Below are 21,397 nucleotides of genomic sequence, written 5' to 3' on the forward strand. Positions count from 1 at the left end.
GGTTCAATCCGTCTCGACAAGGGCGAGCCCGGGCAGACGGCCCGCGAAACTCGCCTTCTTCTTCATCACGTATTCAAGATTGCGCCGCGCCAGACGCGCGTGCTCGCGCGCCAGCCCCTCGGCCCGCGCGCCTTCCCGGCGAACGATCGCGTCCAGAATGGCGCGGTGCTGCGACTGGGCAAGCGTCAGCGAGGCCTGGAAGTCCGGGATCAGTTCCTGCTCCTTCAGGAACGCCGAAGGCGAGGCAAGCGGCAACCGGCTGGCGCGGGCGACCTCGCGGCGCACCGTCGCGCTGCCCGACAGTTCGGCCAACACCTCGTGAAACCGTGCGTTCAGCGAGACATACGCCTCGAAATCGATTCCGCCCGGCACCGACAAGGCGTCGTCGATCCGATCGAGGAGACTCCCGGCAAGCCGAACCCCCTCGGGCGACGCGCCCCGCTCGGCCGCGATCCGTGCAGCCGTTCCCTCGATCACGCCGCGGAACTCGATGGCATCCTCGATATCCTCGATGCTGAACCGCGCGACCCGGCATCCGCCGGTCTCGATCCGCTCGAGCAGGCCCTCGCCCACGAGATGGTCCATCGCCTGCCGAAGCGGCGTGCGGGAGATGCCCAAACGCTCCGACAGGGCCACTTCCGGAAGGCGTTTGCTGGTCTCGAACTCGCCGCTCAGGACAAGCGAGCGAAGACCCATCAGGGCCTTGTCGAACTTCGACAAGTTTCGCGACGTCGCCATGCAACCTCCCGTTTGATGCGATTCTTTATGGCACCAAGATTGTCGCAGGATCTATTCTGTATACAATTTTAAGTCAAATGGAGATATATTCGACAAAAATGATCGATATTGCATACATTTCCGAGATGGTACGTCCAACTCCCCGGTTGCCCGCATCGCCCTGAACGTTCAAAAAGGCGTCCAGAAGAAACGGGCGGACAGATGACCGGCACGACACTCTCAGACCTGGACGAACTGGCGCGGATCGTTGCGGATCGCGGGCGGGAAGGACGAACGATCACGGCAATCGCCGGGGCGCCGGGCTCCGGCAAATCGACGGTCTCCGACATGCTGGCCGAACGGCTGAACGCGTTTGACCCCGGTAGCGCCGCCGTCTTTCCCATGGACGGTTATCACTACGATGATGCCATTCTCCATGCGCGCGGTCACCGCCCGCGGAAGGGTGCGCCCTTCACTTTCGACGTGGCCGGGTTCGGGCATATGCTGGCGCGGCTCCGCGCGAACACCGAGGACGAGATCGCGGTGCCGGTCTTCGACCGCGCGCTCGAGATCTCGCGGAACGCAGCCAGGATCATCCCCGGCACGGTGCGCCACCTGATCGCCGAGGGGAATTACCTGCTCCTGGACCGGGCCCCCTGGTCCGAACTCCGCAAGAACTATGACACCTCCGTCTTCCTGGACGTCCCGGAGGCAACGCTCGAAGCACGGCTTCTGGAACGGTGGAAGGATTTGGACGGCGAAGAATTACGCGCCAAGATGTATGACAACGACCTTCCGAACGCCTTGCTCGTGGCGCGCCAAAGCAGCGGTTGGGACTTTGTTCTGAAGAACGTCTGAGGCGGAGGCATGTGAATGGACGGGTCGGCACGAAAAAGGTGCCGCCGTGACCGCGCCGAGGAACATCGGCCGGAACCGCCCTGACGCTCGCTGGATAGGACGGTCCGGTCAAGTGTATCGAATGAAAAGCCGCGGCCGTCCGCGACATCTCCCGACGATTGAGACTCCCTTAACCCTGCGGGCAGTAAGTTAGGAGTGGGAGGACGGGGGAAAAACCGGCCGGGACAATTCGATTCGAATTTTCCTAATCGGCTGCAATTGGCCCCAGGTCGCGCAATCTCCGCCCGTCCGGGTCGAACGCAGGCCGCTCCAGAACCCGCGCCCGATGCGCCCGACCAAGGATCGCCACGTCAACCGCGTCACCAGGTCCGGCCACGCCGGCCTTGAGATAGGCGATCGCGAGAGACTTTCCGACGCTGTACCCATAGCCCCCCGACGACACCTGACCGGCCGGAGTTCCATCTGGCAGGAAAACCGGCTCGCCGCCTTGCGCGTCCGCATCGTTGGTCTCGATCTCAAGATAGGACATCACCTCGCGCGGAGCCCTGTCGCGGATCGCCAGCCAAGCCTCCTTGTTCAGGAACTCTTTGTCCTCCTTGATCAAGCCCGCCAGCCCGGATTCCTGCGGCCAGTATTCCGGACTGTAGTCCCGTCCCCACGACCCATAGCCTTTCTCGATCCGCAGGCTCATCAGCGCCCGGCTTCCGACAGGACCGGCCCCGACATCGCGCCCGGCCTCCAGCAGCGCCGAATAAAGCGCCACCTGATCCACCTCCGCGCAGTGCAGTTCCCACCCGAGATCTCCGGTAAAGGAGACCCGGATCGCCACGCAATCAACGCCCGCCACCGCGATCCGCCGCGACCTCATGAAGGGGAAACTCTCGTTCGACAGGTCCGCGTTCGTCAGCCGTCCGAGCAGTTCGCGCGACTTCGGACCCGCCACGTTGAAGCCCGCCACGCGCTCGGTCAGGCTCTCGAACACCGTCCCCTCCGGGCGAGGCACCGTGCGGAAGAACCGCTGGTGGAACCGCTCCGCCATGCCCGAGCCCACGATCCAGAATTCGTCCTCGGCCAGTCGCGTCACGGTGAAATCGCCTGCCACCCCACCCCGCTTGCCGATCAGCGGCGTCAAACAGGATCGCCCCACCGTTTGGGGCATCCGATTGGCAAATGTTGCATTTAGCCAAGTTTCGGCCCCAGAGCCGGCAACTCGGTACTTGGCGAAGTTGGAAATGTCTATGATCCCCGCCGCCTTGCGCAGCATCCGCGCCTCGCGCCCGACACTGTTCCACCAGGGCTGACGCCTGAATCCCGCGCTGTCAGGCGTCTCTCCGTCGAAATACAGGGGATGTTCCCAGCCATAGTTCAGGCCAAAGACCGCCCCCATCTCCCTTTGCATCTCATAAGCCGGACGCACCCGCACCGGACGGCCCGCCGCGCGTTCCTCGCCGGGGAAATGAATCTTGAAGCGATGCGCGTACTGATCTTCCACCCGCGCTTTGGTGAACGCCTTGCCGGCCCAGCGCCCGAACCGTGCCATGTCCCAGCCGAAGAGGTCCAGAGTCGGCTCGCCCTCCACCATCCATTCGGCGGCCAGCTTGCCCACGCCGCCCGACTGGCTGAACCCGGGGATCATCCCGCAGGCACAGAAATACCCCCGCATCTCCGGCACCGGCCCGAACAGAAGCGCCGAATCCGGCGACCAGATCATCGGGCCGTTGATCACACGCTTGATCCCCGCCTCGCCCACCACCGGCACCCGGTCGATGGCGCGCAGCATGTTCTCCTCGATGCGCTCCAGATCGTCGGGGAACAGCTCATGCCCGAACCCCTGTGGCGTACCATCCTCGGCCCAGAACCGCATATCGCGCTCATAAGCGCCAACGAGCAGACCCTTGCCCTCCTGGCGCAGGTAGTATTCGCCGTCCCGGTCAGCGACAGACGGCAGCCGCCGGTCCATGGCAGCGATCTCGGGAATGGTCTCGGTCACGAAATACTGGTGCTCGGTCGGGATCAGCGGCAGCGCAAGCCCGGCCATCGCGCCCACCTCGCGCGCCCAGAGACCGGCGGCGTTGATCACCCATGGCGTGCGGATATCGCCTTTCTCTGTCCGAACGATCCAGGTTCCATCCGACTGCGGCTCGGTGGCGGTCACGGGCGTGAACCGATAGATCTCCGCCCCTCGCTGCCGCGCGCCCACCGCATAGGCATTGGTCACGCCAGAGGGATCCACGTTCCCGCCGTCGGGCTCGTACATGATGCAGCGGATCCCGTCGAAATCGACCAGCGGATGCAGCCGCTCCGCCTCGTCGCGCGTGACCTCGTAGAAGTTCATGCCATAGCGCCGCGCCTTCGCCTCCTGCAGACGCAACTGGTGCTCCCGGTCCTCGGTCTGGGCCAGATAGAGCGAGCCCGGCTGGAACACCCCGCAGGACTGGCCGGTCTCGGCCTCCAGTTCCTTGTAGAGGTTCATCGTATAGTGCTGGAGCCGGCTGATATTCGTGCTGTCATGCAGCCCGTGAATATTCGCCGCCGCGTGCCAGGTGCTGCCACTCGTCAGCTCCGAGCGCTCCAGCAGCACCACGTCGCTCCAGCCCGCCTTGGCGAGATGGTAGAGAATCGAGCAGCCGATCACGCCGCCTCCGATCACGACCGCCTGTGCATGGGTTTTCATCTGGTCACTGCTCCTCTGTCAGACGGATGCGTAAAGATGCCGGGCCAGATCCGTGAACCGGCTCCCCGGTTCGGTCAGCCCCAACCCCGCCGCCAAAAGCGACTCGGCGCGCGCCTCCCCCAGCGCCGGGACGGCAAAGGCCCGATACTTGGCGATGATCTCATCATCGCTGAACTGCGTGTCCGGCCCGCCGCGGGCATCCACGTCACCCGAGGCCAGCACACGGCCATCCGCCAGAACGAGCTCCACGTCCGACCAGCGGCCCGCCGGGAACCGCGCCTCGTGCCGGGGTTCGACCCGCACCACGGTTTTCGCGACCAGCGCCGCAACCCGCGCATCGGTCAGCCCCGCGCCGGTGATCTCGTGCAGGCCAAGCCGCCCGTTCGCCAACATGGCGGCAACCGCGAAAGGCAGCGAATACTGCGCTTCCGATGTCGTCCCGGGCATTCCGGCGAACAAAGCCGCTCCGGCTGCGAAGGTATTGATCCTCACTTCCGCTATCTCCGCGGGATCGACCCCGTACCGCTCCCGAAGAAGCCGTGCGGCATCGACCGCGCCATGCCCCCAACGGCATGTTGGATAGGGCTTGATATACTGCTGATCGGTCAGCCAGACGCGCCCCAGATCGGCCCAGTATCCCGCCACCTCATCCGCCTCGACCGTGACCGCTGGCGCACCCGTGAACCCTGCCTCCGCAAGGATTGCGGCCGTCATTCCCGCCAGACCGCCCCAACCCGAGCCGTCATGCAGCATCGTCGGTGTCGCGATCTCACGCATCATCTGGCTGCGAGGTCCGTGATACTCGGCAATCCCCAAGGCCTGCCGCAGGCATTCGTCATCGCCGCCTCGCAGGCGTACCGCCATTGCGGCTACTCCCAGCGCGTTCCACGCCCCCGAGGTATGGTAATCCGCCACCGTTCCATGAAGCGCCACGCCTGCCCGGCTGGCGATCTCGTAGCCGACGACCAAAGCGGCCAGCGCGTCGGGTCCGCTTAACCTTGGCAACCCCTCGGCCAGAGCGGCGAGGGCGGGCACAACCGCCACGCCGACATGACCCTTGGCCGGATTGAACCCGTCATGGCCATCGAGATTGTCGGTCTGGGTCGCCGCCGCATAGACCGAACCCGCCATCGACACCGTTCGACCGTCGAACAGCATCCGCGCCGCATCCCCAGGACCGCCCGCCCCGAACAGGCGCGCGGTCGTCTCGCGTCCGATCCGCCCGGCCTCGATCGGGGCCGAGGCAGCACAGATCGCGAGCGTATCGAGAAGAAGAAGCGACACCCGGCGCCGTGTCGCGGCGGGGATATCCTCCGGCCTGACGCCCAGCACGAATGCCGCGACGCTCCGCAAGGACGCACTCCCTGCGGGTTTAGGCGAAATCTCCTTTCCGGCGTCTGGCATCTGGCAAGCTCCGAAGCGCCCCCCGAAGGGCACGGGGTCAGACTAGCGCCACGCGGCAACGGGAAGGCACGAAATATCCGGCGGCAATTCATAAAATTTATTTGGTCATGCGAGAAATTCCGGCAAGAATTCCACCGATATCAAAACAGAACCCATGCCATGAAACGTCCTCCGCCGCCCCTCCACCTGATCCGTTCCTTCGAATGCGCGGCCCGGCACCTCAGCTTTACCCGCGCGGCCGAGGAACTGGGCTACACACAGGCGGCGATTAGCACGCATATCCGCGCCCTGGAACAATACGTGGGCCGGAAACTTTTCATCCGCCGCGCCCGCAGCCTTGCCCTGACCGAAATCGGCGAGGCCTTTCTGCCAACGCTCCGTCAGGCACTCGATCAGATCGACCGGGCCACCGACGCGGTCGTGACCGGTTCGCGCCAGAAAAGCGTGGTGCTCGCCTGCCCTGTCAGCCTCGCGGAAAACTGGCTGCCGGACCGCCTGACCGCCTTCAACGCCACGCATCCCGGGATCGAGGTGCTGGTCCATGCCACGGTCTGGGGCAGCCCCGGCGACGACATCGCGGATATCTCGATCTCGATCCACCGCGACGGCGAGACGCCCGGGACCGCCACGCGGCTTTGGGACGAAACCCTCTCGCTCGTGGCCGCACCCGCCCTTGCCGCGCGTCTTTCGCGTCCCGAGGACCTGCTCCGCGCACAAAGGATCGGGGTCGCGGGCCGGCAGGACGTGTGGGCGGCGATGTTCGACGCCCTCGGCCTCGAAGAACCGGAAACCGGCCCCAGACTCAGGACAAACTCCACCAACGTGGCGCTGGAGCTGGCCACCTCCGGCGCGGGCGTGGCCGTTGCCTTGACGACGCTTGCCGAAACCTACTTCCGTCGCGGCCTTCTCGTGCAGCCGTTCGACGCCAAGCCGCCCAGCCCCTGGCATTACGCGATCCGCCCCCTCTCCGCGTCCCCCGGTCCTTCGGTCCGTCTGCTGCAGGACTGGCTGTGCGACCCGGATCCGGGCGCCGGGCGTGGTCAAACCGGCAAGGGCGACCTATATTGACGGCGTCGAATTCAGTTCCGAGTGATGGCCCGATGCGCTCCAGATACCTTCGCAGACTTCCGGCTTTTGCCCTTCTTTTCCTGTCCGCCTGCGGCCTTGTCCGCTGCGCCCCGTCCCCGGTCGACGGCGCGACACTCGAACGCATCTATGCCCAGCCGCTCACCCCGCCCGATAAAGCCGTCTCGGTCTTTTTCATCGGCCATTCCCTGATTGGGCGCGACATGCCCGCGATGCTCCAACAACTCGCGCCCAAGGATCACCGCTACGAAAGCCAGCTTGGCTGGGGCGCCGAATTGCAGGCGCACTGGGAGCCCGACATCGAACTGTCGGGCGGCGAGACCGAGAACGCCCACCCCCGTTTCCGCGAGGCCCATGACGCCGTGGGCAGTGGCGACTACGACGTTCTGGTGTTGACCGAGAAGGTCAGCCTGCGGGATTCAATCAAGTACCATGACAGCTGGCGCTATCTCTCGCTCTGGGCCCGCAAGGCCTGGGAGGCGAACCCTGACACGCGGGTCTATCTTTACGAAACCTGGCACAACACCGACACCGACGAGGGATGGCTGAACCGCATTGACGGCGATCTGGCTGAACTTTGGGAACGCGAGATCGTGGACCGCGCCCTGACGGAAACAGATGACCGTGCCATCCACGTCATTCCAGGCGGGCAGGTCATGGCCAGTGTGGTGCGAGAACTTGGCAGACAAGGTGGTGTCGATGGGCTGGCCTCCGAGAAAGACTTGCTGAAGGACAGGATTCACCCCAACGATATCGGGGCTTACCTGATGGCGCTGACCCATTATGCAGTCATCTACGGGCGCTCGCCTGTCGGCCTGCCCCATGAACTGGCCCGTGCCGATGGAACACCTGCACAGGCTCCCGGCCCTGACGCCGCCCGGCTGATGCAGGAAATCGTCTGGCAGGTCGTGACCTCCTATCCCCGAACGGGCGTCGCCGCGAACGGCTAGATGTCGTCCTGTCTCAGTACAAGCCCGGTGATCAGGCGATCTCCTTCGATCGCCAGACGGCCAAACCAGGTCTGCCCGGGCTGAAACGGTCCCAACGGTTGCTGAAGGCACGCCTCGAACGTCCCCGCCGCAAGGTCGGGACGCACGGTCGCAGCCGAGAAGCCGAAAACGAATCCCACATGCGGCGACAGCGCCTTGTACAGGCTTTCCTTTGCCGAAAAGACCGCACGCGCCTCGATCTCGCTCAAGTCCGCCTCGTCCTCGTGCCGCAGGATGTGGCCGCGGGTCGCTCCGGGCAAGGGCGCGGCTTCGGTCAGGTCCAGCCCAAGCGAACGCACCTCGCCCAGAAGCGCGACTGCGGCCAGTGCCAGGTCTCTGTCATGGGTGATCGACCCTGTCACGCCCTCCGGCCAGACCGGGGCGCGGTTGGGCCCGGCGGGAAGGTCGACGGCCTCGCGCCCGATCGAATCCAGCGCCCGGCGCGCTGCCCGGCGCCCGGCGGCGAACTCGGCCACGCGTTTCGGTACGGCCCTGGCCACCGCGATGGCTTCCACCGGGCGCAGACCCTCCGCGCCGGACACGGGCTCGACCCCAAGCCCGACACCGGGGCCAAGCACCCGCGACAGAACCGCTTCGACCTCAACCATCACTGTTCCGCCGTCCGTCCTGCCCGCAGCGCCCTCCGGCGCGAGACAAGCCCCGCGTCGGACACCGGCCTGGCGACGACCTCCGCAGGAGGTACAGTCACCGCATCGCGCCGCTGCGTCTCGGCCCGGACCTTGGAAACCGGTCCGGCACCAAGCCGCTGCACGACCGCATGAAGCCCGCCCAGTGTCGGCGCGCGGAAGATGTCGGCAATGGACAAGCCCTTGATCCCCAGATCGGATTTGAGCATCCGATGAACCTCGATCGCCAGGAGCGAATGGCCGCCAAGATCGAAGAAGTTATCCGCCGCCCCAGGGGCCGGCACGTTCAGAACACGCGCCCAGACTGCGCCGATCTCCTCCATCGTCACCGTGGAAGACGCCCCCGCGGACGCGTCTGCGGTCACCGGTTCAGGCGCGGGCACGGCGCGCGTCATGGCCGGATCGGGCAATGCCTTGCGGTCGATCTTGCCGTTCGGAGTCTGCGGAAAGCGCTCCAGAACCGTCAGGCGCGCCGGCACCATGAACGCGGGCAACCGCGCGGCAAGCGTCTTGCGCAGGGCCGTCTCGTCGACCGAGCCGGTCACGAATCCCAGGATCTGGCCAACGCCGCTGGCATCCTCGCGAACGACGGCCACGGCCTGAGACACACCCGGCACCGCCTCCATCGCCGCCTCGATCTCTCCGATCTCAATGCGATAGCCCCGGATCTTGATCTGGTTGTCACGCCGACCAAGGAAATCCAGCGTCCCATCGGGTCGCCATCGCGCCAGGTCGCCGGTCCCGAACATGCGCCCGCCATGGAACGGGTTCTCGACGAATTTCTCCGCCGTCAGGTCCTCGCGCCGCCAATATCCCCGCGAAACGCCCGCGCCGCCGATCCACAATTCGCCGGTCTGGCCGATGCCCACGGGCTCTCTCCGTGCATCGAGAACATAAAGCTGCGTGTTCGCGATGGGCTTGCCCACCGACACGATCGCATCCGCATCCGTGCCCGGCCCGGTCGCCGACCAGATCGTGGTCTCGGTCGGCCCGTACATGTTCTGGATACCTGCCCCTGTCACCGCCTTCAGATCGCGCACAAGGGCGGCCGGCAGCGCCTCGCCCCCGATCATCAGGTGCTTCACCCGGCCCAGGGCACGCGCTGCATCCGTGTTCTCGACCAGCATGCGCGCCATGTAGGGCGTGCATTGGAGATGCGTCACCCCGTGCCGCGCGATCTGCGCCGCCATCGAGAAGTCATGGTCATTGACCTCGGCATTCGCCGCACGGCGCACATCCGCCAGAAGGTGCAGACCATCCATGATCGTCTGTCGCGCAATCCCGTAATCGACAAGGCAGGCCACCTCGGTCACGCCGATCTCTTTCAGTTCGGCCACGCGCTCCAGCGCATCTTCCACCGTCCCGAAAAGTCCCGAGGTCTCGAAATAGCGCAGGAAGGCGAACTCGAGGATGTCCTCCAGTTCGTCCTCGGTCAGCCCGCCCAGGTCCAGCTGGTGCGGCGTCTCCACCCCGGCGGGTTTCTTGAACGCGGGAAAGGCCCAGGCGTATTGCTTGATCAGGTCGGCGGCGGCCTTCAGATAGGCCTTCATAGGCTCCCGCGCCACCTCCATCGACCGCTCCCGCGTCTCCGCGAGATAGGTGTGCAGCATCAGCGTGACCTTGTAATCCTTCGGATCGCGCCCCGAAGCCCGCAGCGCGTCGTGATAGATGCCGATCCGCTCCTTCACATCCGAGATCGACTGGCCCAGAAGATGAGTCAGCACATGCACGCCAGCCTCGCCGGCCTGCCGCCAGGCCTCCGGGTTGCCCGCGATGGTCAGCCACATCTCCAGCTCTTTCGACACCGGGCGCGGCTGGGTCACCTTCTCGACCACTGTGCCATCGGCCCGCGTCATCGCCAGAGGCTCGCCCGCCCAGAGCTTCCGCAGATCACGGATCGCGTCGAAGACGGCGGCCTTGTTGTTGGGCGGCGCGTTCTCGGGGCGCAGGACGAAATCGTCCGGGTGCCAGCCCGAGGCGATCGCCAACCCGGCCCGCCCGTTGGTCAGGTTGTCGATGACCGCCCATTCCTCGGCGATCCGCGCCGGATGGTGCAGGGGCGCGACGACCGAACCAGCCCGCACGGCGAGGTTCCGGGTCACGGCCGCCGCGGCCGCGCCGGTGACCGACGGATTGGGATAAAGCCCGCCAAAGGCATGGAAATGCCGCTCCGGCGTCCAGACCGCCTGAAACCCGTTCTGGTCGGCATATTGCGCGCCTTCCAGCAGCACCGCGTATTTGTCGCGGCCCACGGCGTCGTCGTTGCCCCAGTAAAAGAGGCTGAACTCCATGCCGCCCGGCAACCCCTTGCCTGCGGTCTCGCCACCGCCATCGGCGACCATTTTCTCGTCCCCCAACAGAACGACCTTGAAGCCACGCGCCAGCGTCCAGAACAGCTCCAGTACCGAGATGTCGAACGAAAGCGATGTCACCGACAGCCAGACATCCCCCGTCTCACGGTCGATGCGCCGGTCCATGCCCGTGAAGAAGTTCGAGACGTTCCGGTGCTCGATCATCACGCCCTTGGGGGTCCCGGTCGACCCGGAGGTGTAGATTAAATAGGCCAGATCCCCGCCCCCGACCCCGGTCTCGGGATTGGTGGCAGGCGCCGCCGCGATGCGCGGATCGGCATCCGCCAACAGGCGCACGGCCCCTTCGGGCACCGGATCGGCAGGCAGCCCGGTCTCGGACAGGATCACCCCTGCACCGCTGTCGGCGGCGTAGAACGCGATGCGCTCGGCCGGATAGCCCGGGTCCAGCGGCACATAGGCCCCACCTGCTTTCAGGATGGCAAGAGCGCCCACGACCAGCCCGGTCCGGCGCGTCATGTGCAGGCCAACGGCCTTCCCTGGCCCGACGCCCATTCCGATCAGCACATGGGCCAGCCGGTTGGCGCGCGCATTCAACTCGCCATAGGTCAGCGCCATGTCCTCGAAGACGAGCGCGGTCGCGTCCGGCGTCCGTGCCGCCTGCGCCTCGAAGGCCCGATGGATGCAGAGATCGGCGTCATATTCCGCCGCCGTGTCATTGAAACCGGCCACGACCGTCTCGCGCTCCGCCTCCGGCAGGATCGGTAACGCAGAGACCTCGGCATCGGGCGCCAGCGCGCCCAGCCGGGCCAGCAAGTGCGACAGCCGCGCCGCGATCCGCGCGACCTCGCCGGCCGACACACTCGCGGCATCGCCAAGCAGCCGCATCGCCCCGTCACCGCCCAGAACCAGCGTCACAGCCGCGCCCTCGACAGCACCTGCAGAAGAAATCGCCGCAGCCGGCATCCGACGAGGTTCCAGCCCCGCGATCCGCGCCGGCAGATCGAAAGCGAACGGTCCGCGAGCCTGCGCCGCCTCCATCTCTTGCGAGGACGCCGCGAAGGCACGCGACCAGCCGCCATCGGGATCGAAACGCACCGGCATCCAGTGCGCGGCAACCTTCGAACCACTCTCGCTGGCCAGCGCAAGATCGATCGCTTCTCCCCCGGACATCCGGGCCACAAGTGCGGCAAACGCCGCCGCGACCGTCTCCGCCTTCTGGCCCGCCGGGTCGATCACCGCATCACCCGCGCGCGCATCGCCGTCAGGCCATATCGGCCAGTCGGCCGGGCGATAGTCGGACATGCGCGCGCGCCATTCCGCCTCGCCCGAGGCGACGTCTGACAGCGCCCGTTCCTGTCCGTCTCCGTCCCGAACCGGCTCCAGGGTCTCGCCGACCCCGGCGACATCCGAACCGCGCAGCGCAGCGCCGAGTGGATCACGAAGCCCCGACAGCCGAAGCGCCCCGCCCGAGGCCGCGACCACCAGAGCGTTTTCGCCGATCTCCAGAACCTCACCCGGAGCACCCTCGCCGTCGACCTCCTCGGCATGACCGACCAGGACCGGACCGCTCGCCGCCCTGATCCACGCAGAACCGACCGGGTTGTCATAGCCGCCATGATCCAGCGCGCGCACCAGTCGCGCGATCTCTCCCGGCGACGCCGTGAAATCCAGACAACCGCCTGCAATGGGGCGATGGGTTCGGCCGAAATAGCTGCGCTCGGAGAAATCCTGGGCACGCCGTCCCGGCAATCCGGCCTCGATCTCGGCCAGCACCGCGTCGAAGCTTTCGACACCGGCAGCGAAGCATTTGGCGTTCAGGGTAAAGGCAGTCTCGTCGTCCGCGATCGGCACCTCGCGCTGGACGAGAATATCGCCCCGGTCCGCGCCCGTTGCCATCAGGTGCCATGTGATGCCATGCGACGTCTCGCCGGCGGCGATCGCCCAGACAGGCGCGTTCAGCCCCGCATACCGTGGCAAAGGACCGTCGTGGAAGTTGACCGCCCCTGACTCTGCCCGCGCCAGGATGGCGTCGGGGATCATCTGAAGATTGGCGACCGAGAACAGCCAGTCCACCGGCCCGTCCGGCAAAGCGTCCAGCGCGCCGCAAACCTCCAGCCCAGCGCCCCGTGCCCAATCCGCGACCTCTGCCCGATGGCTGGCGACTGCGCGAATCTCATGGCCCGCCGAAAGCAGACGCTTCCCGCATTCGATCGCAAGGTTCTCGTGGCCAATGAGAAAACAGGACAACCGCATCACTCTTTACTATCCTTCATCGCCTGAACACGACACCCCCGTCCAACATGGACGGACGTATCACTCGGCAGCGTGCAAATCTTCGAAATCCGCAGAGCCTCGCTCCTTGTCTGCCGCCTCGAGCAAGGCGCGCATACGGCTGGCAAGCACCCTGACGTTGGGCTCGAGAACCATCGAATCATGGTCACCTGGAACCTCGATAACCTGCAGATTGGGCACGTACTGATCCCAATCGTTGGTGTGGTCGGCATACTGACGTCTTTCATTGACGAACCGGCCCGGCGCGACCTCGTAGCGCCGCGACAGCGGCGGCCGCAGCAGCGTCATCGGGCCCGCCCAAGGCTCTACCTCGTACACGGAGATCGCCCGCAGGAAACCAGCCTGGATGGCAGCGTTGTGGAACTCGGTTTCGCCGGCTTCGATTTCCACCGCGCGACGCTTCTCGAACTCCCATCGGATACGCTGCCGCGCCCAGTCGAACGGATAGGCCGCGCCCTGTTCGCGCAGCTTCAGGAACTGCAGTTTGAGACGGTCCTGCCGGCTCAATGGGCGACGGCGTGGCAGCGGCGTGTCCAGAAGAACCAGCGCAGCAACCTCTTCTCCCGCCGCCTTCAACTGGCGGGCCATCTCGTAGGCCGTAATTCCGCCTCCGGAGAAGCCACCGATCATGTAGGGACCTTCAGGCTGCACCTGCCGTATTTCGGCAATATAGTCGCGCGCGGCATCGCCCAGGCTCTGATGGGGCTGATCCTCCCCATACAATCCCCGCGCCTGAAGCCCGTAGAACGGCCGTTCCGTGCCGATCAGATGCGCCAGATGACGCAGGTTCAGAACGTTGCCGAACATGCCCGCAACCATGAAGAAGGGCGTCCCGGTCGCACCGTGCCGTTCCTGCATCGCGACGACATGGCGGAACCGCCTCTGATCCGGCTTTTCCACGGTCTCGGCCGGACCTTCCAAACTGGTCTGCATATCGGTCTGAGAGGCAATCAACTCGGCGCATTTCCGGATCGTCGGAGCCTCGAACAGAACCGAAATCGGCATATCGATCGAGAACTCGGACTTGATCTTGGCAAAGAGCCGGACCGCGATCAGGCTGTGTCCGCCAAGATCGAAGAAGTCATCCTCCACACCGACGTTGGCAACACCCAGAAGTTCGGACCAGAACCCTGCCAGCCGGCGCTCCAGATCATTGGCCGGTTCGACGAAGTCGCTGTCCAGATCGGGGCGTTCGAATTCCGCACCTGTACCCGGCAGGGCTTCGGCGGTCCGCTCGACCTCGGCGATCATGGTGTTCAGGTCAAGCGAGGAAATCACAAGCTGGCGTTGATCGGAGGCCATGGCCCGGAAGAACATCTCCGCCCCGTCCTCGGGAGGAATACCTTGCTCGACAAACCGGCGCAGACGCGCTTCGCCCGGACTGAGATCGCGGCCCGCTCCCCGGCGCGTACCGGCACTGGCACCTGCAAAAACCTGACCGGCGCTCATGCGGTGCATGGTAAAGCATTCGATCTCGACAAGGACCCGGCCATCCGGCGCCGCCACGGTGATGTCGAAACGCGCCGTCTTGCCAGCTGCACTGTTCTCCGGCGCACTTCTGATCCAACTGACGGTTTCGCCCTGGATCGGACCGTGGACCCTGACGCGTCCATAAGACAGTGGCACCCAGAACTGGTCAGGCTCATAGCCATCGACCAGCGGCAGGCCGAAGCCGGTGGCGATATCCATCACGCCCGGATGCAAACGGTAACCCTCGTCGCGCGTGGTCAGGCGCAACTCGGCCATGCCCTCGTTCTCGCCGAAGCGGCGCTTCCGCATAACCTGCCAGCGCGGGCCAAGTTGCAGATGCTGGGCCTGCGGCGTGGGCAGGACCGACAACTCGGGCGCGGTCTCTGCCGGACCACAGCGCCGAGCGATCTTCGCAACATCGATCCTGGGCGCCTCGCTTGCCTTCAGCAGCCGCAGGCTGGCTTCCGCATTCAGTTCATAGCCCTCTTCGCCCTCGGAAGACTCGACGCGCACCCGGTACCCATCCGGCGCGCTGTCAAGCGTGACACGTACCGCAACGGCAGTGTCGTCTGGCGCACGCAGCGGGCTGATGAAGGTCAGGTCGGCGATCTCGAACGGACGGGTCTCACCTTTCGCGGCCAGTGCCTCGGCGAACAGCTCCAAATAGCCGGTTCCAGGCAACAGCGCATCGCCATGGCTGGTACGGTGCTCGTCCAGAACCCATTGATCGGCCGTCGACCAGCGCGCATGGAACGTCGCCGAACCGCCACCGCCGGCGAATGCGGACGCAATGAGCGGCTGATGGACCTCCTGCCCGATCGCCAGCGAGGTCTCCGAGACACCCTCCAGCGCGTTGAAGGCCATGCCGACCTCAGCCCAGGGGCCCCAATTGATCACGCGAACCCGCGTGCGCTCGTTGTCAAGCTTCTGGGCGCAGGCGTTCAGATACTCGTTCGCCGCCACGTAATCGACCTGTCCCGCAGGTGCGGTCACCGTCGAAACGGAAGAGAACAGGGCGATCCATTCCGGCATCTTGTCTGCGAAAAGGCGCATCAGGACGTTGGTGCCATGCACTTTCGGCGTCAGCACGTCGCTGATCTCCAGCATGTCCTTTGCCAGGATCGGCGCGTCCTGCATCACGCCAGCCGCGTGAATCACTCCGGAGACAGGTCCAAGCGATGCCCGGATTTCCCCCAGCGCGGCCTGCATTTCCTCTAGGTTCGAGACATCGGCGGCCATCACCCTGATCTCGCCCAGCGCCTCCAGTTCGATCAGATGCGACAACCGGCCTGCCAGCCGATCTCCAACCGGCGCAAGCCGGATGATGCGCTCCCATTCCGAGCGTTCCGGCAGCGCGCGCCGCGACACGATCGCAACCTTGGCGCCCCGTTCACGGATCAGCGTTTCGGCGAGCGTCAGGCCGATGCCGCCAAGGCCGCCCGTGATCAGAACCACCTGGCCCTCGGCAATCCGGAATTCCGAGGCCGGCGGGATCGCCACCGGGCGCCAGCTCTGAACATATCTCTTGTCGCCACGCACCGCCGCGATGGTGTTGGACGGGCCCGCAAGCAACTCCTCGATGACATGCATAAGCGCAGGGTGCTGTCTGCCAGATGGCGCCGGGATATCCATCGTCGCGCAGGTGATCCCGGGGAATTCGCGCGGGATTACCCGCGCAGGACCGGCGATCGTCGCCTTCTCGGGATAGCGCAGCGGTTCGGCTCCGACACGGACCGCTTCCGAGGTCACGACATTGATATGCAGCGGACCGCCGCCGTGCTCTTCCCAGGCACGGGCAAATTGGAACAACGACCAGAACCCCTGCTCCTGCACCCGGTGGAAGAACGAGGAACCGGGCCGCGCGCGTTCGTCTGCGGTTACCAGCCAGAGATGCGCCAGGCGCTCCGGCATCCTTCCGCGCGCTTTCAGGTCTCGGATCATGCCGTCGAAGGAGTCCTGCCCGCGCTCGACAGCCAGAATGTAGCCATCCTCGCCATCACGGGAAAAGACGTCGCCCGGACGTGCCGAAACCACGTCGTGACCGGCCGACCGCAAACGCTTGCAGAGTTCCGCGCCAAGCCCCGTGTTGTCCTCGAAGACAAGCCACGTCTTCGGAGAACCGGCGCCGAGGCTCTCGATATCCTCGGGATCGCACTTGGAATACGCCGGGGTCCAGATCGGCCTCCAGGCCCACTGGTCGCGGTCCTGAAGACGGCTCAGCTCTGGCTCTTCCCCCACAGGAATGCTCTTGGCGGGCTCGATGAAATAGCGGCTGTGCTGGAACGGATAGGTCGGCAACGGCACCCGGAGACGGCGCGCACCGGCCCAGATCTGGCTCCAGTCAAACGACCCGCCCGCGGCCCAGACCCGCGCCAGCATACCCATGAAATGCACATCGTCCGCCACCGGATCCTCGGGATGGCGCAGCGTGCCGATCACCTGGTTCGACGTGATGACGTCATGCTGACCTGCCAGCGAGGCCAGCGCCACACCCGGCCCGACCTCGATGTAAAGCCGGTCGGCCTTGTCGGACAGCGTGGTCAGACCATCGCGGAACCGGATGGTGTTTCTCAGATGGCCGACCCAGTACTCCGGGTCCGTTGCCTCGGAATCGGTGATCCAGTCTCCGGTGCGGTTCGACACGAAGGGTATCGCGGGCGCCTTGAGATCGAGCGTCCGCAGGAACGCCCCGAAATCGCCGAGGATCGGCTCCAGAAGACGGCTGTGCGCGGCGATGTCGATCTGGATCCGGCGGCTCTCGATGCCGTCCATAACCAGTTCTTCGGCAAAGCGGTCGAGCGCGGCCTGGGTTCCCGAGACCACGCAAAGCCCCGGCGCGTTGACCGACGCAATGTCCAGATCCTTCGGAAGGCGCGTGCGCAGATCTTCTTCCGACAGCGGCACCGACAGCATGCCGCCTCGCTCGACGGTTTCGAAAAGCCTGCCCCGCAACAAAACGAGGTTGACGCATTCCTCCAGCGTCATCACGCCCGAAAGACAGGCTGCGGTATTCTCGCCCATCGAGTGGCCGATCAGCGCGGCGGGCTTCACGCCCCAGCTCATCCAAAGCTGCGCCAGCGCATACTCGACGATCATGATCAGCGGCAATTGCACCGATGGCGCCTGCAGGCGCGCGTTTGCCGCCTCCTCACCGCCCGGCTCGGGCAGCCAGACGGCGCGAATGTCGAAATCAAGCTGAGGCTCCAGGATCGCCAGCCCCTTGTCCATCCAGTCGCGGAACACCGGCTCGGTGTCGTAAAGCTCGCGCGCCATGCCAGCGTATTGCGCGCCCCCGCCCGGGAACATGAAGACCACATCGGGATCGTCGCCCACGACGGTATGGCTGAAGACGCGCCGGGGATGGCACTCGCGCAGCAGCGCCGCCGCCTCTTCGGCGCTTTCGGCCACGACAACACGGCGCCGGTCGAAACCGTGACGCCCTTCCTTCAGCGTGAACGCGATATCGGCCAGTGGCTGGTTCGCGCCCGGCCCCTCGAGATGCGCCGCCAGGCGGTCGGTGGCGGCATCCAGCGCCTTCTTCGATCGCGCCGACAGAACCAGCGGATGGAACGGCCAATCGCTCTCTCCCGAAGGATCGGCCAGCGGCGGCTCCTCCAGAACGGCATGGGCATTGGTGCCGCCCACGCCCAGCGAGTTCACGCCCGCACGGCGGGGCTTGTCCCCGCGTGGCCAGGCCGTCAGCTCGGCATTCACCCGGAAGGGCGAACCCTCGAAACCGATCGCCGGGTTCGGCGCTTCGAAATTCAGCGAGGCCGGGATCTCTTCGTTGTGCAGCGCAAGCGCCGCCTTCACGAACGAGGCCACGCCGGCGGCGGTGTCCAGATGTCCGATGTTGGTCTTGACCGAACCGATCCGGCAGAAATCCACGGCATCCGTCGTCTCGCGGAAGGCATCGGTCAGAGCCGCCACCTCGATCGGATCGCCCAGGTAGGTGCCGGTCCCGTGGCACTCGACATAACCGACCGAACCCGCATCAACCCCGGCTGCCCTGTGCGCCTTGGTGATCGCCGCCGCCTGCCCCTCGACCGAGGGCGCCAGGTAACTGGCCTTGACCGCGCCATCATTGTTGATGGCCGAGCCCTTCAGAACCGCCCAGATGTGATCGCCATCGGCAATCGCGTCCTCCAGCCGGCGCAGAACAACAACGCCCGCGCCAGAGCCGAAAACCGTGCCACCCGCCTTGTGATCGAAGGCGCGGCACGTGCCGTCGGGCGAAAGGATCTCGTTTTCCTTGTAGACGTATCCCCGCCCCTGCGGCAGTTCGATCGTCACGCCACCGGCCAGCGCCATGTCGCAATCGCCCGACTGCAGCGCCTGCGCGGCATAGTGGATGGCCACCAGCGAGGTCGAACACGCCGTCTGCAATCCGATCGACGGCCCCTTCAGGTCGAAGGCGTGGCTGACACGGGTCGACATGAAATCCTTGTCGTTCCCGGTATGGCGCAACAGGAACATGCCCGTGTCAGCGACAAGGTCGCGGTTCGAGCAGACGTTGAAATAGAAATAGCTGCCCATCCCGCAGCCGGCATAGACGCCGACGTTTCCGCCGACGCTCTCGGGCGGATGGCCCGCATGCTCCATCGCCTCCCACGCGGTCTCCAGGAACTGGCGGTGCTGCGGGTCCATGACCGCGGCTTCCTTGGGCGACAGGCCGAAGAACTCGGCATCGAAATCGGCAAAACCGTCCAGTGGTGCGGCGAAGGGCACGTAATCGGCGCCGCCGGACTTGCTTTCCGGCACGCCGGCCGCCGCCAGCTCATCCTTCGAGAGTTCCCGGATCGAGGACAGACCACCACGCAGGTTCGACCAGAACGCATCCACGTCCCCGGCGCCCGGAAGGCGCACGGCCATACCGACGACAGCAATATCGTCACTACGCCTCTGGTCGGTCTTTCTGTCCGTCATCCTGCCGTCACCATTATCACCAAGCAAACACGACTAAGGCCTACCTGGTCACCCCCGAGTAAAACACCACCAAGGCGATATTTGGACTTTATCCAGATATTGTGGCCAATCGTTGGTTCCATCAAGACCTGTCGGAAACACGAACCACACTGTATCTTGACGAAAGACATTGTGTACAGTTTTGAAATGCTGTTTCCCCTCAGAAGCCTGTCCCTGAACATCCAAAGAAATCTTTGGCGGTCAGCTGCCGGAAAAAACACGTATTCGACGAGTATTTCGGGCCTGGTGAGAGGTAAAATCCCGGATTCGCCACCGAATTCCGCGCGAATCACGACAGAATCGTGGCAAGCGCCGGCCGTTTCTCCCGGAAAGTTCCGTCCGCCGACATGAGCCGCCCCGCCTTGCCATTCCGTCGAATCGAACGGCTCTCAATGGGATCGCCCCCGGCAAAGGAGACCCGGACCTCCCCCGGCTGTCGCGAAAAAGCGATCCGCTCGAAGACAGGCCGCGTGGCAGAACCACGGGCACGCGAAACTCTGGGAAGAAATGGCCCGGTCATCGAGCGCGGAACGCCCCCCGTTCGACCCGGATTGCCGTCCTTCCTGTTTCCGGAAACGCCACCTTTCACATGGTCCGCTGATGAGCCCGAAACACAATGAAGAGATCTGAAATCTCAGGTTAATGCCCGAAAATGTTCGAATTCCGTGGTAAAAAATGCTGCCCCCAGAGGGCATCCAGAGTCTATATCTTGATGCCCCATCTTGCACCGTTCGCCCAATAAAATGGGGGATAAACTCTAAATTTCCTGTTCCAACCTATCCCAGCCCGCCCCATGATACCCCATATATTAAGGGGGATTGAAACGGGGACGAACAATGGTCCGCGCACTTCACCGCCTCACGGCATCGGAACTCAAGGGCAAAAGTCCAGGCAAGCACGCGGATGTCGGCGGTCTTTGGCTAAAAGAGACAGGACGGCGGCGCTCAATAGGTTCTGCGCTACACTCTCTACTCCCGCCGCCACGAAATGGGTCTCGGAGCCTTCCCTGAAGTCTCTTTGAAGGAAGCGCGACAGGAAGCCGAGAAATGGCGCGCGGTCGTTCGATCCGGCAAGGACGCCATCAAGGAACGCGAACGCCAGCGCCGAGAGGCTGAGCGCAACATGCATCTTCTGCGGGATATTGCCCTTGATGCATTCGAGAGCCGCAAGGCTGAACTCAAGGGCGATGGCAAAGCGGGACGCTGGTTCAGTCCCCTGGAACTGCATGTGCTGCCCAAGCTGGGCGGTATGCCAGTAGGACAGATCGACCAACGTGACATCCGGGACACCCTCGCCCCTATCTGGCACACGAAAGCAGACACCGCCCGAAAGGCCATGAACCGGCTTGGCATCTGCCTGCGCCATGCAGCGGCGCTGGGCCTCGACGTGGACTTGCAAGCGACAGACAAGGCCAAGGCGCTTCTGGGCAAGCAACGCCACACGGTGAAGAATGTGCCCGCGATGCCTTGGCAGGATGTACCTGCCTTCTATCGGAGTTTAAGCGGCGGAACAGCGTCTGAACTGGCCCTGAAGCTACTGATATTAACAGGGGTCCGGTCTTATCCCTTGCGCCATATGCACGAAGGCCAGATCGACGGCGATGTTTGGACAATTCCAGCAAAAGCCATGAAAGGGCGTCTCGGCGCGACAAGCGATTTCACAGTGCCTCTATCGCAGGAAGCCCAGCGCGTGATTGGTGAACTCCGCCGAAATTGGGGCGATGGAGCCAGCCCGTCAAACGCTGTCGGTTAATGACTGTTGTTTGGGCAAATATCGTATAAATAATTGATATTAATGTTTTTTATGAATTTCTGAGGGTGCGTGCGTGCTGAAAAAACCGGCAATCCTGCACTCTTCACCACAATTTTCTGCATCGCAGCATTGACTTGGTGACCGCAAAGAGTACGTTTGCGACATGAATGTTCTGTAAGCGACATATTTGGCGCTAGAAAAGCCAGCGCCCGGCGTAACCGCCGCATACCC

General features: G+C 64.6%; 10 protein-coding genes. 4 read left to right on the top strand and 6 right to left on the bottom strand.

The window, feature by feature from the left end; all coding sequences use genetic code 11:
- Positions 1-3: 3 nt before the first annotated feature.
- On the bottom strand, positions 4-738 hold the full coding sequence (locus ACKLNI_RS09095) for a GntR family transcriptional regulator (protein WP_413718752.1): 735 nt from the start codon (positions 736-738) through the stop codon (positions 4-6).
- Between the two features lie 201 nt (positions 739-939).
- Here ACKLNI_RS09095 and ACKLNI_RS09100 point away from each other — a divergent pair, with 201 nt between their 5' ends.
- Positions 940-1,575, top strand: a complete 636-nt coding sequence (locus ACKLNI_RS09100) for a nucleoside/nucleotide kinase family protein (protein WP_413718753.1) — start codon at positions 940-942, stop codon at positions 1,573-1,575.
- 244 nt (positions 1,576-1,819) lie between these two features.
- On the opposite strand, the gene ACKLNI_RS09105 is transcribed toward ACKLNI_RS09100, so the two are convergent.
- A complete protein-coding gene (locus ACKLNI_RS09105) occupies positions 1,820-4,249 on the bottom strand; it encodes a GcvT family protein (RefSeq protein ID WP_413718754.1) in 2,430 nt (809 codons plus the stop codon).
- Positions 4,250-4,267: 18 nt separating this feature from the next.
- The gene (locus ACKLNI_RS09110) at positions 4,268-5,653 is read right to left on the bottom strand and encodes an MmgE/PrpD family protein (protein ID WP_413718755.1); all 1,386 of its coding nucleotides are present in this window, start codon (positions 5,651-5,653) and stop codon (positions 4,268-4,270) included.
- A 159-nt stretch (positions 5,654-5,812) separates the two neighbouring features.
- On the opposite strand from ACKLNI_RS09110, the gene ACKLNI_RS09115 reads away from it, so the two are divergent.
- Positions 5,813-6,721: a LysR substrate-binding domain-containing protein gene (locus ACKLNI_RS09115; RefSeq protein WP_413718756.1), complete on the top strand. Its 909-nt coding sequence runs from the start codon at positions 5,813-5,815 to the stop codon at positions 6,719-6,721.
- A gap of 32 nt (positions 6,722-6,753) precedes the next feature.
- Positions 6,754-7,689, top strand: a complete 936-nt coding sequence (locus ACKLNI_RS09120) for a hypothetical protein (RefSeq protein ID WP_413718757.1) — start codon at positions 6,754-6,756, stop codon at positions 7,687-7,689.
- Here ACKLNI_RS09120 and ACKLNI_RS09125 read toward each other — a convergent pair.
- From ACKLNI_RS09125 to ACKLNI_RS09135, 3 genes are read right to left on the bottom strand one after another with little or no spacing between them, the layout of a single operon-like run.
- Positions 7,686-8,336, bottom strand: a complete 651-nt coding sequence (locus ACKLNI_RS09125; protein WP_413718758.1) for a 4'-phosphopantetheinyl transferase family protein — start codon at positions 8,334-8,336, stop codon at positions 7,686-7,688. The two genes, ACKLNI_RS09120 and ACKLNI_RS09125, sit on opposite strands and share 4 nt — an antisense overlap.
- Positions 8,336-12,940 (bottom strand): MupA/Atu3671 family FMN-dependent luciferase-like monooxygenase, encoded by a 4,605-nt coding sequence (locus tag ACKLNI_RS09130; protein WP_413718759.1) that lies wholly within the window; start codon positions 12,938-12,940, stop codon positions 8,336-8,338. Before ACKLNI_RS09130 ends, ACKLNI_RS09125 begins: the two co-directional genes overlap by 1 nt.
- Positions 12,941-13,000: 60 nt before the next feature.
- Complete coding sequence (locus ACKLNI_RS09135) at positions 13,001-19,375, bottom strand: type I polyketide synthase (protein WP_413718760.1); 6,375 nt, start codon at positions 19,373-19,375, stop codon at positions 13,001-13,003.
- Between the two features lie 1,026 nt (positions 19,376-20,401).
- Between ACKLNI_RS09135 and ACKLNI_RS09140 the strand changes: the two genes are divergently transcribed.
- A complete protein-coding gene (locus tag ACKLNI_RS09140; protein WP_413718761.1) occupies positions 20,402-21,166 on the top strand; it encodes a tyrosine-type recombinase/integrase in 765 nt (254 codons plus the stop codon).
- Positions 21,167-21,397: the final 231 nt, after the last annotated feature.

Source organism: Silicimonas lutimaris (assembly GCF_047314965.1).
Classification (GTDB): domain Bacteria; phylum Pseudomonadota; class Alphaproteobacteria; order Rhodobacterales; family Rhodobacteraceae; genus JAVJUV01.